Annotated in this window: 16 protein-coding genes and 3 pseudogenes; all 19 read left to right on the forward strand. The window is 32.7% G+C overall.

The window, feature by feature from the left end:
- Positions 1 to 33 precede the first annotated feature (33 nt).
- The 19 genes and pseudogenes from greA (at position 34) to PEPCATONIAE_RS05770 (ending at position 17,626) form a co-directional block, all read left to right on the forward strand.
- Positions 34 to 510, forward strand: coding sequence for a transcription elongation factor GreA (gene greA / locus PEPCATONIAE_RS05680; protein ID WP_138160147.1), 477 nt, complete (start codon positions 34 to 36; stop codon positions 508 to 510).
- Between the two features lie 9 nt (positions 511 to 519).
- Positions 520 to 2,442, forward strand: a complete 1,923-nt coding sequence (lysS, locus tag PEPCATONIAE_RS05685; protein ID WP_138160149.1) for a lysine--tRNA ligase — start codon at positions 520 to 522, stop codon at positions 2,440 to 2,442.
- 63 nt (positions 2,443 to 2,505) lie between these two features.
- Positions 2,506 to 2,787 carry a CD1845 family protein gene (locus PEPCATONIAE_RS05690; RefSeq protein ID WP_019124101.1) on the forward strand — a complete coding sequence of 94 codons (282 nt, stop codon included), beginning with the start codon at positions 2,506 to 2,508 and terminating at the stop codon, positions 2,785 to 2,787.
- 82 nt (positions 2,788 to 2,869) lie between these two features.
- Complete coding sequence (locus tag PEPCATONIAE_RS05695) at positions 2,870 to 3,643, forward strand: replication initiator protein A (RefSeq protein ID WP_138160151.1); 774 nt, start codon at positions 2,870 to 2,872, stop codon at positions 3,641 to 3,643.
- Positions 3,640 to 4,467: an ATP-binding protein gene (locus PEPCATONIAE_RS05700; RefSeq protein WP_138160153.1), complete on the forward strand. Its 828-nt coding sequence runs from the start codon at positions 3,640 to 3,642 to the stop codon at positions 4,465 to 4,467. The genes PEPCATONIAE_RS05695 and PEPCATONIAE_RS05700 overlap by 4 nt, the downstream gene beginning before the upstream one ends.
- On the forward strand, positions 4,460 to 4,945 hold the full coding sequence (locus PEPCATONIAE_RS05705; RefSeq protein WP_000606600.1) for a PcfB family protein: 486 nt from the start codon (positions 4,460 to 4,462) through the stop codon (positions 4,943 to 4,945). The genes PEPCATONIAE_RS05700 and PEPCATONIAE_RS05705 overlap by 8 nt, the downstream gene beginning before the upstream one ends.
- The gene (locus PEPCATONIAE_RS05710) at positions 4,942 to 5,676 is read left to right on the forward strand and encodes a phage antirepressor KilAC domain-containing protein (protein WP_138160155.1); all 735 of its coding nucleotides are present in this window, start codon (positions 4,942 to 4,944) and stop codon (positions 5,674 to 5,676) included. The genes PEPCATONIAE_RS05705 and PEPCATONIAE_RS05710 overlap by 4 nt, the downstream gene beginning before the upstream one ends.
- Positions 5,669 to 6,007 (forward strand): annotated as a pseudogene (locus PEPCATONIAE_RS05715) (VirD4-like conjugal transfer protein, CD1115 family); the annotation flags it as partial. The gene PEPCATONIAE_RS05710 and the pseudogene PEPCATONIAE_RS05715, both read left to right, overlap by 8 nt.
- Before the next feature lie 60 nt (positions 6,008 to 6,067).
- A complete protein-coding gene (locus tag PEPCATONIAE_RS05720) occupies positions 6,068 to 7,906 on the forward strand; it encodes a recombinase family protein (RefSeq protein WP_019117186.1) in 1,839 nt (612 codons plus the stop codon).
- An 81-nt stretch (positions 7,907 to 7,987) separates the two neighbouring features.
- Complete coding sequence (locus PEPCATONIAE_RS05725) at positions 7,988 to 8,170, forward strand: transposase (RefSeq protein WP_018659264.1); 183 nt, start codon at positions 7,988 to 7,990, stop codon at positions 8,168 to 8,170.
- 98 nt (positions 8,171 to 8,268) lie between these two features.
- On the forward strand, positions 8,269 to 8,637 hold the full coding sequence (locus PEPCATONIAE_RS05730; protein ID WP_018659265.1) for a DUF3021 family protein: 369 nt from the start codon (positions 8,269 to 8,271) through the stop codon (positions 8,635 to 8,637).
- Between the two features lie 110 nt (positions 8,638 to 8,747).
- Positions 8,748 to 9,068, forward strand: coding sequence for a DUF3847 domain-containing protein (locus PEPCATONIAE_RS05735; protein ID WP_019117185.1), 321 nt, complete (start codon positions 8,748 to 8,750; stop codon positions 9,066 to 9,068).
- A 243-nt stretch (positions 9,069 to 9,311) separates the two neighbouring features.
- Positions 9,312 to 10,772, forward strand: a complete 1,461-nt coding sequence (mobQ, locus tag PEPCATONIAE_RS05740) for a MobQ family relaxase (protein WP_009428357.1) — start codon at positions 9,312 to 9,314, stop codon at positions 10,770 to 10,772.
- Positions 10,773 to 10,778: 6 nt separating this feature from the next.
- Positions 10,779 to 11,831 (forward strand): DMT family transporter, encoded by a 1,053-nt coding sequence (locus tag PEPCATONIAE_RS05745; RefSeq protein ID WP_019117184.1) that lies wholly within the window; start codon positions 10,779 to 10,781, stop codon positions 11,829 to 11,831.
- Between the two features lie 158 nt (positions 11,832 to 11,989).
- Positions 11,990 to 12,658, forward strand: a pseudogene (locus PEPCATONIAE_RS05750) (type IV secretory system conjugative DNA transfer family protein); the annotation flags it as partial.
- Positions 12,659 to 12,754: 96 nt separating this feature from the next.
- Positions 12,755 to 14,558, forward strand: a pseudogene (locus PEPCATONIAE_RS05755) (DUF4368 domain-containing protein).
- A gap of 80 nt (positions 14,559 to 14,638) precedes the next feature.
- Positions 14,639 to 15,256: a TetR/AcrR family transcriptional regulator gene (locus PEPCATONIAE_RS05760; protein WP_002838505.1), complete on the forward strand. Its 618-nt coding sequence runs from the start codon at positions 14,639 to 14,641 to the stop codon at positions 15,254 to 15,256.
- 110 nt (positions 15,257 to 15,366) lie between these two features.
- Positions 15,367 to 16,095, forward strand: coding sequence for an ABC transporter ATP-binding protein (locus PEPCATONIAE_RS05765; RefSeq protein WP_138160159.1), 729 nt, complete (start codon positions 15,367 to 15,369; stop codon positions 16,093 to 16,095).
- Positions 16,070 to 17,626, forward strand: a complete 1,557-nt coding sequence (locus PEPCATONIAE_RS05770; RefSeq protein ID WP_138160161.1) for a hypothetical protein — start codon at positions 16,070 to 16,072, stop codon at positions 17,624 to 17,626. The genes PEPCATONIAE_RS05765 and PEPCATONIAE_RS05770 overlap by 26 nt, the downstream gene beginning before the upstream one ends.
- Positions 17,627 to 17,681 lie beyond the last annotated feature (55 nt).

A 17,681-nucleotide genomic window follows, 5' to 3' on the forward strand; every position in this document is an offset into this window, starting at 1 on the left:
GGCGTGGAAATATTTACTTTAAGGAGCGATATTGTGGTAGAAAGAGATATTTTCTTTACAGCTGAAGGTTTAGAAAAAATAGAATCAGAAATTGAATATTTAAAGACTGTAAGAAGAAAAGAAGTAGCTGAGAGAATAAAAGTTGCTTTAGGATACGGAGACCTTTCAGAAAACTCCGAATATGATGAAGCTAAAAACGAACAGGCACAAGTTGAAGAAAGAATTGCCAAGCTTGAAATGATGCTTAGAAATGCAAAGCTTATAGATGAAAATAAACTTAACAAGGAAATTGTGAATATAGGTTCAATTGTTAAAATAAAGGATTTAACAGACGGAGACGAAGAGGAATATTCAATTGTAGGTTCTGCAGAAGCCGATCCACTTAATGGTAAAATTTCAAATGAAAGTCCTGTAGGCGCAAAGCTTATAGGTTTAAAAATAGGAGACGTCGTTGAAATAGAAATACCTGACGGTTTAGTTAAGTATGAAGTAACTGATATTTCTTTTTAGGAGGTAATAATGCAAAATTCTGAAGAAAAAAATCTTAATGAAATGCTTCTTTTAAGGAGGCAAAGGCTAAAGGAATTAAGAGAAGAAGGAAAAGACCCTTTTAAAATATCAAAGTATAATGTCAGCGACTATTCACAGGACATTAAAGACAAATTTGAAGAATATAATGGCAAAAAAGTTTCAGTTGCTGGTCGTATAATGAGCAAGAGAAGACATGGTAAAATTGCTTTTTTAGACCTGCAGGATAAGCTTGGAAGAATTCAAATTTTTGCCAGAAAAGACGTTCTTCTTGAAGGCTATGAAGACGTAAAAAGTTACGATATAGGCGATATAATAGGAGTAGAAGGTGAGGTTTTTAAAACCGAGGCCGGAGAAATAACAGTAAGAGCAGAATCAACTCTTTTGCTTTCAAAATCTTTGCAAATTCTCCCGGAAAAATTCCATGGCTTAAAGGATCCTGACCTTAGATACAGACAGAGATATGTTGACCTTATAGTAAATCCTGAAATTAAAGAAATCTTTTTAAAAAGAAGCAGAATAGTTAAATCAATTAGAGAATACCTTGACGGTAGAGGATTTTTAGAGGTTGAGACACCTATTTTAAGCACCATAGCAGGGGGAGCTAATGCAAGACCCTTTATAACTCATCACAATACCCTTAACATGGACATGCAACTTAGAATAGCCAATGAGCTTTTCCTGAAAAGATTAGTTGTAGGCGGCTTCGACAAGGTATATGAAATGGGTAAAATGTTTAGAAATGAAGGAATGGATACAAGACATAACCCTGAATTTACCAATATGGAAGTTTATGAAGCCTATGCAGACTATGAAGACATGATGAGAATTACTGAAGAAATTTTTGAAAAAGCTGCCATGGACCTATATGGAACTACAAAAATCACCTATCAAGGAACAGAAATAGACCTTAAAGCCCCATGGAAAAGGCTGACTATGATAGATGCCATAAAAGAAATTACCGGAGTGGACTTTAATGAAATAGATGAAGATGATAAGGCGAGAGAAATTGCAAAAGCAAAGGGACTTGATGTTGATCCTAATTGGACAAGAGGTCATGTAATATCTGAAATGTTTGAAGAATTTTGCGAAAGCTCACTTGTCCAACCTGTATTTATTCTAAAACATCCTGTGGAAGTATCCCCACTATCTAAAAGATCAGTGGAGGATCCAAGACTTACAGACAGATTTGAAGCCTTTATAAACACTTGGGAATTTGCTAATGCTTTCTCTGAATTAAATGACCCTATTGACCAAAAGGAAAGATTCGAGCAACAAGTTAGAGAAAAGGAAATGGGAGATGAAGAGGCTCATCCCATGGACTATGATTATATAAACGCTTTAGAGGTAGGTCTACCTCCAACAGGAGGGTTAGGTATAGGAGTAGACAGAATGATTATGCTTCTTACAGACCAACCCAGTATAAGAGATATACTTTTATTCCCAACAATGAAGCCAATAGGCTTAGAAAAGGCAGAAAATGGGGGCTTGTCAAAAGAAACTTACGAAACTTACGACAAACTTACGACAGAAGAAATTGACCTTTCAAAAGTGAAAGTTGAACCATTATTTGAAGATATGGTAGACTTTGAAACTTTCTCAAAATCTGATTTTAGAGTTGTAAAGGTTAAATACTGCGAAGAAGTTCCTAAGTCAAAAAAACTTTTGAAATTTACATTAGATGATGGTTCTGAAAAAGAAAGAGTTATTTTATCTGGTATTAAGGAATATTACAGCGCAGAGAGCTTAATTGGAAAGACACTACTTGCAATTTGTAATCTTCCTCCTCGTAAGATGATGGGAATCGACTCAGAAGGTATGATTATATCTGCAATTTGTGAGTATGACGGTGAAGAAAAACTTAACTTAATAATGCTGGATGATAATATTCCAGCAGGATCAAAATTATATTAAAGGACACGCTAATTATGAAACTGGGGTTTGTTATGAATCCCAGTTTAATTTTTAGGAGTATGTATGAGATGGATAATTAGAATAATTTTATTACCGATAAGATTAGTGTTTAGTTTGCTCATAGCTTTTTTAACCTTCATATTAAGTTTGAGTACTGCGTTGTTAAGCGTAGTTTCTACTTTGATTTTTATAATTGGAATAGCTAGCATTTTTCAAGGAGACAAGCAAATTGTAATTGAAGCACTAATATTAGCATTTTTATTTAGTCCATTTGGATTACCTAAATTAGGTATATATGTTATTGGATTATTAGAATTATTAAACTATACAATAAAATCAATTTGAAGAAAAATAAATATAAGACAACCGTAGACGATAGAAAGCAATAATTCTGTCGTCTTTTTTATTTTAAAGAGAGGAGGTAGGAATGAATTTTGATTATTTTTATAATAGGCAATCTGAAATGTATAACTTCATTAGGTTACCTATGGTATTAATGGAAGATGAGATTTTTGGGAGCATTTCTATTGAAGCTAAAGTTTTGTATTCATATATGCTTAATCGAATGGGTCTTTCATATAAAAATGGCTGGATAGATGAAGATGGAAAAGTCTTTATTTATTACACAATTGAAAGCATAAAAGATCAATTTAATTGTGCGAGTGAAAAAGCAAATAAATTAATAGCTGAACTTGATATTAAATCAGGAATAGGACTGATTGAAAAGAAAAGACAAGGACTGGGAAAGCCTAACAGAATTTATGTTAAAGACTTTATGAGCATATTTAATAATATGGAATTAAAAAATCAAGAAGTTCGAAAAACAAAATTCCAGAAGTTCGATAATCGAAATTCAAGAGATTTGAATATCGAAAGTCAAGATTTTCGAAAATCGGAAGGTAACTATAACAATATTAATAATAATGAGTTAAGAAAGAATGATTTTAGTAAAGGTCAAAAGCCTTATGGAATATATAAAAATATATTTTTGACTGATGAAGAATACAAGGACTTAACAAATGAGTTAGGAAGTAGAATTAATGAATACATTGATAGGCTCTCGTCATATATGAAAGCAAATAACAGAGAGTATCAAGACCACAAGGCAACGATAATCAATTGGTATCTTAATGATCAGTCGAAAAACATTAATGATAATACAACAAGGAAAATGAATTACGATATAGGAGAGAGTTTATGACAAGTTTAAAAGATTTTGTATTAAGAGAAAATGATATTGAAAGAAATGGGCATATCTATTGCAAGGTATGCGGTAAAAGAGTCGATGGAGAATTACTTGACCTTGGATTTACAAAGTTTATTCCCAGAATTAAATGCGAATGTGAAATAAAAAGAGATAAGGAAAATGAAGAAAGAGAAAGACTGATGAAAATATCATCATTGAAAAGAGATTGCTTCTCATCGCCGCTCCAACACCAATATACTTTTGAGAAATACTTAAATGAAAAAGGTCAAGCTTACAAGGTTGCTTACAATTATGCTAAAAGTTTTGAACAAATGAAGGAAGACAATGTTGGACTTTTATTTTATGGAGATGTTGGCAGTGGAAAAACTTACCTTGCTTGTGCAATAGCAAATGAATTAATTGAAAGAGAACAAGTTAAAGTTAAGATTATGAATTTATCTCAGGTTATAAATCAAATACAAAAATCAGCATTTAAGCTAGATTCAAATGAAATTATAGATAACCTATCAAATATTCCGTTGTTAATATTAGATGATCTTGGAATTGAAAGGGATACATCTTATGCAAGAGAGCAAGTATATAACATTATAAACTCAAGATACTTAAAGAGTAGGCCGACGATTTTCACTACAAACTTATCATTGGAAATTATTCAAAATCCAAACATTGACCTTGAGTATCAGAGAATATATTCAAGAATACTTGAAATGACAATACCAGTTAAAGTTACAGGAGAAGATTTTAGAAGAAAAATTCAACAAGAGAAGTTAAGAAAATACAAAGAGTTACTTTTATATGGAGGTGGAATAGATGATTAATGAAGAAGTATCAAGGTCAAGTCTTAATCTTGAAGTAAGACTTGCAAAAGCAACAAGTAAAGCAATTCTTGATGCCTTAAAGAAAGTACACAAGCAAATAGAGGAACAAGGAGGCTTGAAAAATGTAATAAAAAATAACGGAGAAGAAGTAAAGCTAAAAGATATGGTTAAAAAGGGACAGTTAGAAGAAATTAATCTAAAAGATCCTGAGTTAAAAGAACTAAAGAAAATTTTAAATAAACACGGAGTGAAGTTTTCTGTTATGAAAGATAAGGAAACTGGTAACCACTCTGTGTTTTTTCAATCTAAGGATATAAAGGTAATGGAACACGCCTTTAAAAAAGCAGTTAAGGCTTCTGAAAGAAAGGCCGATAGAAAAGATTCAATAACGAAGACTATAAATAAGTTTAAAGATATGGCTAAGGACACCATTAGTAAAGATAAAGTTAAAAATAAACATAAGGAGCAAAGCTTATGATAAGTAATTTAAAAACATTTGAAAATAAGAATTTTGGGAAACTCACTGTTATAGAAAAAGACGGTGAGTTTTTCTTTATAGCAAATGAAGTAGCAACCATGTTAGGATATGTCAATCCAAGAAAAGCTATTTATGACCATGTAGATGAGGAAGATAAGGGTGTAACGAAATGGAACACCCCTGGAGGAATACAGAATATTTCAATAATTAACGAATCAGGATTGTATTCACTTATCCTCTCATCAAAACTACCACAAGCAAAAATATTCAAAACTTGGGTAACTAGAGAAGTCTTACCAAGTATTAGAAAAAACGGAGGATATATAGCAGGGCAAGAAAAGAAAACTAACGAAGAGTTACTTGCAGATGCAATTCTTTTAGCCAATAGAATTATCGCTGAAAGAGAAGAAGAAATTGAAGAATTAAGACCAAAGGCAGATTATTATGACAAATTAGTAGATTATAACCTACTAACAAACTTTAGAAATACTGCCAAGGAGTTAGGAATACCACAAAATCAATTTATAAGTTTTCTAATGGATAAGGGATTAATTTACAGAGATAAGAAAAAGAAACTCTTACCTTATGCAGATAAGAACAAGGGATATTTTGAAGTCAAGGAATGGGTTGATCCACTAGGTACACTTGTAGGAATACAAACATTTATAACACCAAAGGGAAGACACTACCTACTAATTTTATTAGATAGTGAAGGTTTCTACGATGAATAAGGTATTAGAATCTATTCTTTCTGATATTAAAAACTTAATTAAAATAGACAACTCAAAGAAATTTATATTATCAAACATTCCTTATTTATCCTTTTTCTATATTGGAAATATCTTTTCTAAGCACATAAACTCTTATGTAGGAGGAGATATTATTGATAGAATAATGGTGGGAATTTCTGATATAGGAACTTTATCTTATATACCAAGTCTTAATCCAAGGGACTTATTAGTAGGTTTTTCAGTTGCTGGTCTTGTTAAGCTAGTTGTTTATAGCAAAGGAAAAAATAAAAAGAAATATAGGCAAGGCAAAGAGTATGGATCTGCAAGATGGGTTGCATAATATTAACTGAACAGGAGTGATATATAGACACGAGAAAAGGAGGATAATGCCATGATAGAATATCACAATAAAATTACAGCACTATACTCCCGCCTTTCAGTTGGTGATGAAGATAGAGACGGTGGCGAGAGTAATAGTATTGTAAATCAAAAAGCCTTTTTAGAAAGGTATGCAAGAGAAAAAAAGCTGATAAACATTCGCCACTATATCGACGATGACGAAAGCGGTAGGTTCTTTGACCGTTCAGCCTATACACAGATGATAAGCGATGTAGAGCAAGGCAAAATAGGAATTGTCATCATGAAAGATATGACAAGATGGGGAAGAGATTATCTCCAAGTAGGAAATGCGATGGAGATATTTAGAAGAAACAATGTACGCTTTATCGCTATCAATAACGGAATAGACAGCATTGACCAAAACACATTGGAATTTGCCCCATTTATCAACATCATGTCAGAGTGGTATGCAAGAGACATCAGCAAGAAAGTAAAGACAGGAATTAAAACCAAAGGAGCAGACGGAAAGCCTGTCGCAACAGAAGCCCCATACGGCTATATAAAAGACCCTGAGAACAAAGATTATTGGATCGTTGATAAAGAAGCTGCCGAAGTTGTAAAACTCATTTTCAGGCTATTTATGGAGGGGAAAAACAGAAATCAGATAGCTGTTTACCTGAAAGAAAAAGAAATACTAACCCCAACCTTTTATATGAAACAACAAGGCAGAGGAACAGCAAAAAACAAACCACTAAATGAAGAAAACAGATATAACTGGAACAAAGCAACTCTAACACGCATACTGAAAAGACAAGAGTATTGTGGTGATGTAGTCAACTTCAAGACCGAAAAGCATTACAGAGATAAGAGAAACCATTATGTAGATAAAAGCAAATGGCAAATAACAGAAAATGTGCATGAGCCGATAATAGATAGAACTACCTTTGAAAATGTAGAGCGTATGTTAAAAAATGCACCTGTAAAAAGACCAAACGGAGATGGAGAAATTCACGCACTTTCAGGCTTGATGTACTGTAAAGATTGCGGAACAAAAATGCACATTCGCACCATACACAAAAATGGAAGAGTACAGCATGTAACCTATTGCAGTGAATATGCCAAAGGGAAAGCAAAGCACCCCAAATGCAACTCCCCACACCGAATTGATGTTGATGAGGTTATGGAAAATATCGCAGAAGTCTTGCGAAAGATAGCACAGTATTCTTTGGAAAACAAAGCAGAATTTGAGAAACTTGTAAAAGAGAGTCTGTATAAAGAACAGACCGAAGAAGTCAAGAAAAATCAAAAGCGTATGCCACAAATCACAGATCGAATGGAACAGATAGAAAGAGTGATGAATAAACTCTATGAAGATAATGCACTTGGAAATCTGGATACAGAACGCTATGAGCAGTTATCAAGAAAGTATGCAGAAGAATACTACACCTTAAAAGCAGAAAAAGAAGAAATCAAAGAACGCTTATCCGAATGTGAAAATGCAAACCAAAGAGCAAAGAAATTTATCAGACTTGCAGAAAGCTATTCCAACTTTGAAGAACTTACCCCTACCATTATCAATGAGTTTATCAGTAAAATCGCAGTGCATGAAAGAGATGTAAAAAGAGCAAAATATGTAGTTCAACGAATAGAGGTTTATTTTAACTATATCGGAAAATTTGAAAATGAACTTACAAAACAGATAGAGCCGACAGAACAAGAAATGATACAGATGAGGGAAGAAATAGAAGAAGCAAGGAGAGAAAAATCACGAGCTTATCATAGGGCATATTCTAAAGCATACAGAGCCAAAAATCTTGAAAAGTGCCGAGAGTATGAAAAATTAAAAGCAAGAGAATACAGAGCAAAAAAGAAACTACAAGCAACAACCTAAAACCAAATATCAATTAATCGCAAAAGAGGTTTCCTAATCACAGGAAATCTTTTTTTTGTGCAAGTCGAAAGGAGGAACTAAATGGCAGAAAATGAGAAAACAGATATTAAAGAAATACAGACAGAACAACATCAAAAGCCCGATGGCATTCTTACAAAGAAGATAAATGGAAAGACCTTTGTAACAGAGATATATTTTGATAAAAAGAGTAAAGAGACATTTCAAGATAAGCTGTTCAAAGTAATACATTCAAAGGACAAATAGTAGTGAGTAGAGAAATATGACAGTAGAAAAATATCGAAAAAAATGCTATAATATTAGTCAATATAGATAAACAAATTAGAATTTGTAGAGGTAATTAAATGTTAATAAAGATAGCAATACTTAGGGGAATTATTCCTTTAATCATAATGACAATAATATCAATAATAATGAAATATCAAGGGATAGATCCTTTCCAGGTTAGAGGGACATTCATAGTTGGTATCATTATAGCTTCGGTAGCTGCAGCTTCTGTAATATATGAAATCGAAAATTGGTCATTGTTTAAGCAATCAGTCATACACTTCTTAATTATGCTGGTAACAGTGTTGCCTTTATTATATATAAGTGGTTGGTATAAATTGAATAGTGTTTTAGACTATGTAAAAGTATTTGGAATATTTTTATTTGTAGGTATAGTTTTATGGACTATTTCATATTTTATTTTTGGGAAAACTTTAACTAAATAAATCCCAGTTTGTAGAACTAACAATTTAATAAAAATTACCACAGGAACAGTAAATCAAAAAAGGTTTACTGTTTTTCTTTGCTCAAAATTAGAAAGAGAGGAAACGAGAAAATGAAAAACATAGAAGAAAAAATCTTAATGGCAGATGAAGAAATCAGGCAGTTACAAAACAAAAGGAAAAAGCTCATCAGTCAGCAGAAACAGGAAGAAAGAAAAAAGAGAGATAAAAGGATATATGAAAAAGGAGCAGTCTTTGAAAGCATATTTACAGAAAGTAAGAATTTAACCAAAGATGAATTTTATCAGCTAATCACATCTCTAATTCGTAAAGAAGAAGCTAATATCAAAATTAAAAAAATCATTGAAAGCAGAGAAGAAACGGAAAATCAAAACACCGAAACCCAAGAGGAAGAAACGGACATAGAGGAATAGTCCCTTGTTTACAAGGGCGCACATATACACCTTAACAGGTGCGTGCGTTCTCCGAAGGCTCTTAGCAGAGGGCATATCAGCTAACGCTGATACAGGGGGAGCTACACTCCCCTACGGAAATAAATTTCCTACCCCTTGTGTACTTCCCAAAAGAAATCGGATAAAAAGCTATCCGATTTTTTTAGGAAGTTCTATCTATCTCCACCATAACCATATCAGAAAATGGAAAGGAGGTTTTTTACTATGGCGATATATCATCTTTGCATAAAGATTATTTCAAGAGGTAAAGGCAAAAGTGCAGTAGCAGCTTCCGCCTATCGAAGTGGCGAGAAGATAAAAAACGAATATGACGGTATAGTCCATGACTTTACAAGAAAAGGTGGAATAGCCCATACAGAAATTCTTTTACCACAAAATGCACCACAGGAATTTTCAGATAGAGGGACATTATGGAATAGTGTTGAAAAAATAGAAAAGAGTAAAAACTCACAACTTGCAAGAGAAATTGAAGTAGCCTTACCCAAAGAATTAGACCGAGAGAAACAAATAAATCTTGTACGAGAATATGTAAAAGAAAATTTTGTAAAAGTAGGTATGTGTGCCGATATTGCAATACATGATAAAAATGATGGAAACCCACATTGTCATATATTACTTACCATGCGACCACTAAACGAGGATACAACATGGGGAGCAAAATCAAAAAAGGAATATATCCTTGATGAAAACGGAGAAAAAGTAAAACTCAAAAATGGAAATTACAAAACACGAAAAATCAATACAACAGATTGGAATGAGCAAGACAAAGCAGAAGAGTGGCGAAAAGCATGGGCAGATATCACAAACAAATATCTTGAAGAAAACAGCATACAGGAGAAAGTGGATCATCGCTCTTATCTAAGGCAAGGAATAGAACAAATACCGACCATTCATTTAGGAGTATCAGCAACACAAATGGAAAAGAAAGGCATATCCACAGACAGAGGATACATCAACAGAGAAATCATACATCAAAACAAGATATTAAAAGAAATCTCAAGAAGAATAAAGGCATTGCTAAATTGGATAAGGGGAATTGGAAAAGAAGAAAATACAGAAAATGAAAATACAAAGTTCACCCTCCCACTCAAAGAAAATTTGCAGTCAATCTTTGAAAATCTTATCCGTGAAAATGCAGATAAGAATAATGCTGATTTAGAAAAATATATTGAGAGTTATCAGCTACTCAAAGATAAAAATATCACTTCATTATCCCAGCTAAAAGAAAGTATAGTTACCTTACGAGATAAGAATTACAAGACCACAAGAGCCTTAAAAGATACCGAAAAGAAAGTTGATGATAAAACAAAACTCATAGACCAGTCAGAAAAATATTTGAAGCATAAGGACACCTACAAAGCCTATACCAAGACAAAGAAAAGCAAACAGGGGAATTTTTATAACGAGCATACGGCAGAAATTATTTTATTTGAAAGTGCTAAGAAATATTTGAAAGACCATTTAGGAGAAAGTAAAACCTTAGCCATCAGTAAATGGAAATCAGAACTTGCCACTTTGAAGAAAGAGAAAAAGAACCTATACAGTCAAATATTGGAGATACGAGAAGAAGTTGAACAGGCTGAAAAAGTTAAAACCTGTATAGAGCAAATAGAGGGACACGAAAAGCGACTATCACAGGTAAAGAGGAATGAGTTAGACCTATAAAACTAAGTGAAAAAATGGTATAATATTAAAAAAGATAGAAAGGGGGCTTTGACACTGAGTAAAAATAAAACAGCTACATTTTTTGCAATATTAGCAGCAGCATTATATGCAATCAATGTACCAATATCGAAAATATTATTAGCAAATGTGTCTCCGACAATGCTTGCCGGTTTTTTGTATTTAGGAGCAGGTGTTGGTATTGGGATATTACTTGGAATAAAGAAAACTCAAAACAAATTGACTGACGAAAAATGGCTTAATATAAATGATTTACCTTATACAATTGCAATGGTTGTTCTTGATATAGCAGCACCGATATTTCTGATGTTTGGCATTGCCAATACAAATTCTGCTAATGTCTCGTTAATTAATAACTTTGAAATTGTTGCAACATCGGTCATTGCCCTTTTGATTTTTAAGGAAAAAATTTCTAAAAGATTATGGATTGCTATTGTCCTTGTACTTTTATCAAGCGTCATTCTTAGCTTTGAGGGGATGGAAGCATTAGCACTGAATAAAGGTTCAATGTTTGTTTTATGTGCTTGTATTTGTTGGGGGATTGAGAATAATTGTACAAGAAGTATAAGTGATAAAAGTTCTGAGGAAATTGTGTTAATAAAAGGAATTTTCTCGGGTATTGGCAGTATTGTTATTGCTTTTATCATTGGAGAACATCTACCTGAAATACTATATATACTTGCGGTTATGTTACTTGGTTTTGTGGCATATGGTTTAAGTATAAATTTTTATATTATGGCACAAAAGAACTTGGGTGCAGCAAAAACAAGTGCATTTTATTCTATAGCACCATTTTTAGGAGTGGGATTTAGTTTTATCATTTTGGGTGAAAGACCAACAGTAAAATTTTATATCGCCCTCGGCATTATGATAATCAGCACATTGATTATGATAAAAGATACGCTTGGTAACGAAAAAATATATAATGGATATGTCCATACCCACCAGCATAAGCACGGAAAAGTAGTACATTCGCATGAGCATAGACATTTTATATTTAACCCTATGCATATACACAGTCATTCTCATGCAAACACATAAATGATTGGAAAATGGCTTAACTTATATAACCGTTAAGAAATAAGCATAATACAACAAAGAGAAACAGTGAATCAAAAAAGGTTTACTGTTTTTCTTTGCTTAAAAGTTAATACGGCTTACAGAAAGAGCGTCCATAAATATAAAAAGGTACTTGACAAAACGCTTCCTGGGGAGAAAGCAAGGATATTGCTCCATATATTGACCCTAAGTTTGAAAACAATGTACTAATAACTAATACCGAAAGACTAACAATGAACTCAAGACCTAAAAACCCTAAATATGCTAGAAATAAAAATGTATTAGTAATAGGTGGTTCTGGATCAGGTAAGACTAGATTTTATGTAAAGCCAAATCTAATGCAAATGCATTCTTCTTATGTAGTAACAGACCCTAAAGGCACACTTGTGTTAGAGTGTGGAAAAATGCTTTATGAAAATGGATATGACATAAAGATTTTAAATACAATAAACTTTAAAAAATCTATGAAATACAATCCATTTGCTTATCTTCGATCAGAAAAAGATATTTTAAAGCTTGTCCAAACTATAATTGCCAACACCAAGGGAGATGGAGAAAAGGCAGGAGAAGATTTCTGGGTAAAGGCTGAGAAGTTATATTACACCGCCCTTATCGGTTATATCTATTATGAAGCACCAGAAGAAGAAAAGAACTTTAAGACGCTTTTAGATATGATTGACGCAAGTGAAGTCAGAGAAGATGACGAAACCTATATGAACCCAATTGATAGGCTATTTGAAGCTCTTGAAAAGAAAGACCCAAGCCATTTTGCAGTTAAGCAATATAAGAAATATAAGCTTGCAGCAGGAGTAATAGAATTAAGGAGAACACTTAATCACTGTTTTAGTGAAACATGTACTTCTTAATTCTTTTTTATTTAAGAAATTAAGAGAAAGGAGGAAAAAGTGAGAAGTTTTGAAAAGATAACAGCACTCTATGAGAGATTAAGTCGAGATGATGAACTTGAAGGAGAAAGTAACTCAATCGTTAATCAAAAGAAAATCCTTGAAGAATATGCAAGTAAGAATAATTTAACCAACATCATCCATTTTACAGATGACGGAATAAGCGGGACACAGTTTGATAGACCAGCCTTTATGGAAATGATGAATGGAGTAAATACTGGAAATATCGGTTGTATCATCGTAAAGGATATGAGTAGACTCGGCAGAGATTATCTCAAAGTCGGTCAATGTATGGAGATATTAAGACAAAAGGGCGTAAGACTGATTGCTATCAATGACAATGTAGACAGCTTTTACAGAGAAGATGATTTTACCCCTTTTAGAAATATTATGAATGAATGGTATGCAAGAGATACTTCAAGAAAAATACAATCTACATTTAGATCAAAAGGAGAAAGCGGAAAGCATACGGCAAGCACTCCACCTTATGGCTACATCAAAGATGAAAAAGACAAAGATAAGTGGATTGTAGATGAAAAGGCAGCCGAGATAGTAAGACGAATATTTAATCTTACAATGGACGGAGCAGGACCATACAAAATAGCAAAGATACTGGAAGCAGATAAGATAGATATACCCGCTTATCATCAGCAAAAAATGGGATATGGATTACATCAAAGCAAAAACTTTGAATATCCTTATCGTTGGTGTAGTTCCACAATTGCCAGTATCTTAAAGAAAAAAGAATACTTAGGGCATACAGTTAACTTTAAAACAAGAAAACATTTCAAGGATAAGAAAAGTAAATATGTATCCGAAGATAAATGGCTCATCTTTGAAAATACTCACGAAGCAATCATAGACCAAGAAACCTTTGATAATGTGCAAAGGATAAGAGGAAATGTAAAAAGGTATCCTGATGGTTGGGGCGAATATCACCCACTAACAGGACTGATGTATTGTGCAGATTGTGGAAGCAAGATGTATGTTCATAGGACAAATAACTATAAGAATATTCCTTATTATGTTTGCAGTAATTATAAGAAAGTGCCTTGCGGAACGCTATGTCCATCAGCTCACAGGATAAAAGCAGAAGTAGTCTTAAACCTTATCCAAGAAACATTAAAAGATATAAAAAATTATCTTGATGAAGATAATGAAGCCTTTCTCCATTCCATTCAAAACGAAATGGAAGAAACCGAGAAAATGGAAATGGAAAAGAAAAAGACAAGGCTCACAGATAGTAAAAACAGACTTCAGGAACTGGAACGCTTAATGTGTCGAATATACGAAGATATGATATTGGAGAAGATACCGAACACCCGATATGAAATCTTAAACAATCAGTATGAAACAGAGCAAAGGGGACTTAGCAAAGAAATCGATGGGTTGGAAAAAGCCATCAAGCGATACGAAAAAGAAACCGATAGAGCCAAGAAGTTTATCCGGTTGATTGAACGCTATGATAACTTTGACGAACTGACACCGACCATCATTAACGAGTTTGTAGAAAAAATCTTAGTCCACGAACGAGATCGAAAGGGCAGTCAAACCGCCAATCAGAAAGTCGAAATCTACTTCAACTTTATCGGGAATTATGAACCGCCGAAAGAAGAATTATCCGAAGAAGAAATGCAGAAATTAACAGAGGAGGAAGAAAAAGAACGAGCAAGAAAAGACCGACTTCATCAAAACTACCTCAAGCGTAAAGCAAACGGCAAGCAAAAAGAATATGAGGAAAGATATAAGGCAAGGAGAGAGGAGAAAAAAACAGGAGAAGCTAAAGGTTTTGAAAAGACTATGAAAAAGCATAAAATAACAAGATTAAAATCAATTGACAATTTGTCAGTTTAGATGTATTATATAAATAATAGGAGGTATAAAATGAGAGATGTAAAAGAACCTGAAATACGACGTGCAGAGATTATGGATGCTGCAATGATACTCTTTATGGAGAAAGGATATACTAATACAACAACTCAGGATATAGTTGATAAAGTAAATATATCAAGAGGGTTGTTATATTATCACTTTAAGAATAAAGAGGATATCTTATATTGTCTTGTAGAACAATATTCAGATAGACTACTGAAAGATATTTATATTATTGCTTATGATGAAGATAAAACTGCCATAGAAAAAATCAGATCTTTTATAGATGTCACAATTATATCTTCAGAAAATATTTCAGCAGAGGGTACAGTGCTACAAAAAACAATTGACCTTAAAGAAAATCAATATATGATAGATAAGTTATCCCATAAGCTTGTTGAAAAACTGACAATATATTTTGAAAAGATTATAAATCAAGGAATAATGGAAAGAGTTTTTTCTGTAAAATATCCATTAGAAACAGCAGAGTTGCTTATGACAGCTTATGTTTTTGTTTCAAATAACATAAGTATAAGATATTTAAAGGAAGAACCTGTTGATAACTACTTAAATGCATTTAAGATAATGCTTGAACAAAGCTTAAATACGAAAAAGCTCTTTAGTAATTAAAAAAGAATAGAATGTTTGCAAGGAGAATAATTTGCCGATAGCTACTGATACACAAGTTATCGGTTTTATTTCAAGGAATAACTGACAAATTGTCAATGGAGGTGGAAATTATGTTAGAGATAAAGAATTTTAGTAAATTCTATGGGAACAAAAAGGCTGTTGAAAACTTATCCATTTCAGTACAGCCTGGAGATATTTATGGATTCATTGGTGCAAATGGAGCCGGAAAAACTACAACGATAAAAGCGGTAGTTGGAATTCATGATTTTGAGAATGGAAGTATAACGATTGACGGGCATTCTATTAAAGAAGAGCCTGTTATTTGTAAGAAAATAATGGCATACATTCCGGATAATCCGGATTTATATGAACATCTGACAGGATTTCAGTACATCAATTTTATTGCTGATTTATTTGAAGTTTCTACTGAAATACGCAGAGAAAGAATTCAGAGATACGGCGATTTATTTGAAATGACGAAACATCTTTCGGGAATGATATCTTCGTATTCACATGGCATGAAGCAAAGAACGGCGATTATTTCTGCACTGGTGCATTCTCCAAAGTTACTAATTTTAGATGAACCTTTTGTTGGACTTGATCCGAAAGCAACTTTTCTACTAAAGAAAATAATGCACGAATGCGTATCAGATGGAGGAGCTATTTTCTTTTCAACACATGTATTGGATGTTGCAGAAAAATTATGTAATAAAATTGCAATTATAAAAAATGGAAAGTTAATTGCGAGCGGAAATACAGAAGAAGTCAAAGGCAATAAATCTTTGGAAACTTTTTTCATGGAGGTGCAGGATAATGAGCAAAATTTGGATACTAATTAGAGCACAATTGATAAATTTCTTTCCGATCAACGAAATGAAAGAGCCGGGAAATAAAAAACAAAGTTCAATTGTTATTGCAAGTTTTGGAATAATAACTCTTGCTATATTTTTCTTTGTTTATAATATCATAACAGCCAAAACATTGGTACAACTGGGACAGCAGGAGTTGATACCGGCATATATGGTATCGGTATCAAGCTTTGCAATATTATTTTTGACAATATTTTATTCGAATGGGATTTTATTTGGCAGTCGTGATATGGAAAATCTTTTGTCATTGCCTGTAAAAAGTTCGGATATTATAAGCAGCAAGTTTATGTTTATGTATTTATTGAATTTTTTAATAGGATTGATGTTTATGCTTCCGGGGGGAATTGTTTGGGTGTTAAACGGAAGTTTAAATGCATTACATATTATATTGTATTTTACTTCCATAATTTTTGTTCCGTTGATACCTATGTGTATAGCAGCATGTATGGGAATCATTATTGTTGTTGCTTCATCTTTCTTTAAGAGAAAAAATGTTATTGCTTTAATTTTTTCATTTGCAATGATAGGGATAATTGGATATATTGCAGTGTCAGCTATGAAATCAGGTAATGAAAATAGTATTGGGATTATGCTTTCTAAGCAAATTACCGGATTGTACCCGTTATCTAAGCTATTTATGGAATACTATAATTTTCCAATTTACATTGGAGTAGGATTATTTATTGTTCTTTCAATAGTATTTTTTTATATATTTGCCAAAGTGGTTTCATTGAAGTATGGGTTGCTTAATACTCTTGCTAAAACAACAACAAGATATTCTGACAACAAAAATTCGAATAATAGAAAATCAGTATTTTTTGCCCTATATAAAAAAGAAATGGGACTGTTTCTAAATTCATATATGGCAGTATTGAATGCAGGTCTTGGTGTAATACTTTTATGTGTTTTCAGCATATTTCTTCTTTTTAATTCTTTACAACAAATAGGGGAATATTCGGGAATCGAAAATGTTAATGAATATCTTTCAAATTTTGCTCCGATGTGTATTGCTTCAATGTTTTTACTTAGTTGTCCGGCAGCATTTTCCATATCTTTAGAAGGTAAAAATGTTTGGATTTTGCAAAGTTCTCCTATTAGGGTAAAAACGATTTTAAATTCTAAGATTGCAGTAAATCTTACGCTTCATTTAATTGGATATATTGTTTCTGTGTTTATATTTTTGCTAAAGCTTGATATGGAAATTATTCAAACCATCAGCTTAATAATTGTTCCTATTTGTTATTCCGTTTTTATAACAGTGATTGGAATTTCTTTGAATAAAAAATTTCCCAACTTTGAATGGGAAAGTGAGATGATGATAGTAAAACAGAGTATGCCTGTTATTGTATCTGCAATTATTGGAATGGCTGCATTAGTTATACCAATTCTTTTCCATTGGTTTTTGCATTTTTCTATAGTACCTACATTATTGGGAGTAGCACTTATTTTGCTCGTTATTGCGGGTGGCGTTTATATAAAAACTTGTAGATTAAATTTTTAGTTTAAGGAGGAGATGTTCTATGAAAAAAATTATTAAAAGATATAATGGTGTTTAT

It is taken from the genome of Peptoniphilus catoniae (assembly GCF_901447155.2).
Taxonomy (GTDB): domain Bacteria; phylum Bacillota; class Clostridia; order Tissierellales; family Peptoniphilaceae; genus Peptoniphilus_E; species Peptoniphilus_E catoniae.

What these genes read in the sequence shown, in the direction of transcription:
- lysS (WP_138160149.1), top strand. Translation starts at nt 520, where the DNA reads ATGCAAAATTCTGAAGAAAAAAATCTTAATGAAATGCTTCTTTTAAGG.
- PEPCATONIAE_RS05690 (WP_019124101.1), top strand. Translation starts at nt 2,506, where the DNA reads ATGAGATGGATAATTAGAATAATTTTATTACCGATAAGATTAGTGTTT.
- PEPCATONIAE_RS05695 (WP_138160151.1), top strand. Translation starts at nt 2,870, where the DNA reads ATGAATTTTGATTATTTTTATAATAGGCAATCTGAAATGTATAACTTC.
- PEPCATONIAE_RS05700 (WP_138160153.1), top strand. Translation starts at nt 3,640, where the DNA reads ATGACAAGTTTAAAAGATTTTGTATTAAGAGAAAATGATATTGAAAGA.
- PEPCATONIAE_RS05705 (WP_000606600.1), top strand. Translation starts at nt 4,460, where the DNA reads ATGATTAATGAAGAAGTATCAAGGTCAAGTCTTAATCTTGAAGTAAGA.
- PEPCATONIAE_RS05710 (WP_138160155.1), top strand. Translation starts at nt 4,942, where the DNA reads ATGATAAGTAATTTAAAAACATTTGAAAATAAGAATTTTGGGAAACTC.
- PEPCATONIAE_RS05720 (WP_019117186.1), top strand. Translation starts at nt 6,068, where the DNA reads ATGATAGAATATCACAATAAAATTACAGCACTATACTCCCGCCTTTCA.
- PEPCATONIAE_RS05725 (WP_018659264.1), top strand. Translation starts at nt 7,988, where the DNA reads ATGGCAGAAAATGAGAAAACAGATATTAAAGAAATACAGACAGAACAA.
- PEPCATONIAE_RS05730 (WP_018659265.1), top strand. Translation starts at nt 8,269, where the DNA reads ATGTTAATAAAGATAGCAATACTTAGGGGAATTATTCCTTTAATCATA.
- PEPCATONIAE_RS05735 (WP_019117185.1), top strand. Translation starts at nt 8,748, where the DNA reads ATGAAAAACATAGAAGAAAAAATCTTAATGGCAGATGAAGAAATCAGG.
- mobQ (WP_009428357.1), top strand. Translation starts at nt 9,312, where the DNA reads ATGGCGATATATCATCTTTGCATAAAGATTATTTCAAGAGGTAAAGGC.
- PEPCATONIAE_RS05760 (WP_002838505.1), top strand. Translation starts at nt 14,639, where the DNA reads ATGAGAGATGTAAAAGAACCTGAAATACGACGTGCAGAGATTATGGAT.
- PEPCATONIAE_RS05765 (WP_138160159.1), top strand. Translation starts at nt 15,367, where the DNA reads ATGTTAGAGATAAAGAATTTTAGTAAATTCTATGGGAACAAAAAGGCT.
- PEPCATONIAE_RS05770 (WP_138160161.1), top strand. Translation starts at nt 16,070, where the DNA reads ATGAGCAAAATTTGGATACTAATTAGAGCACAATTGATAAATTTCTTT.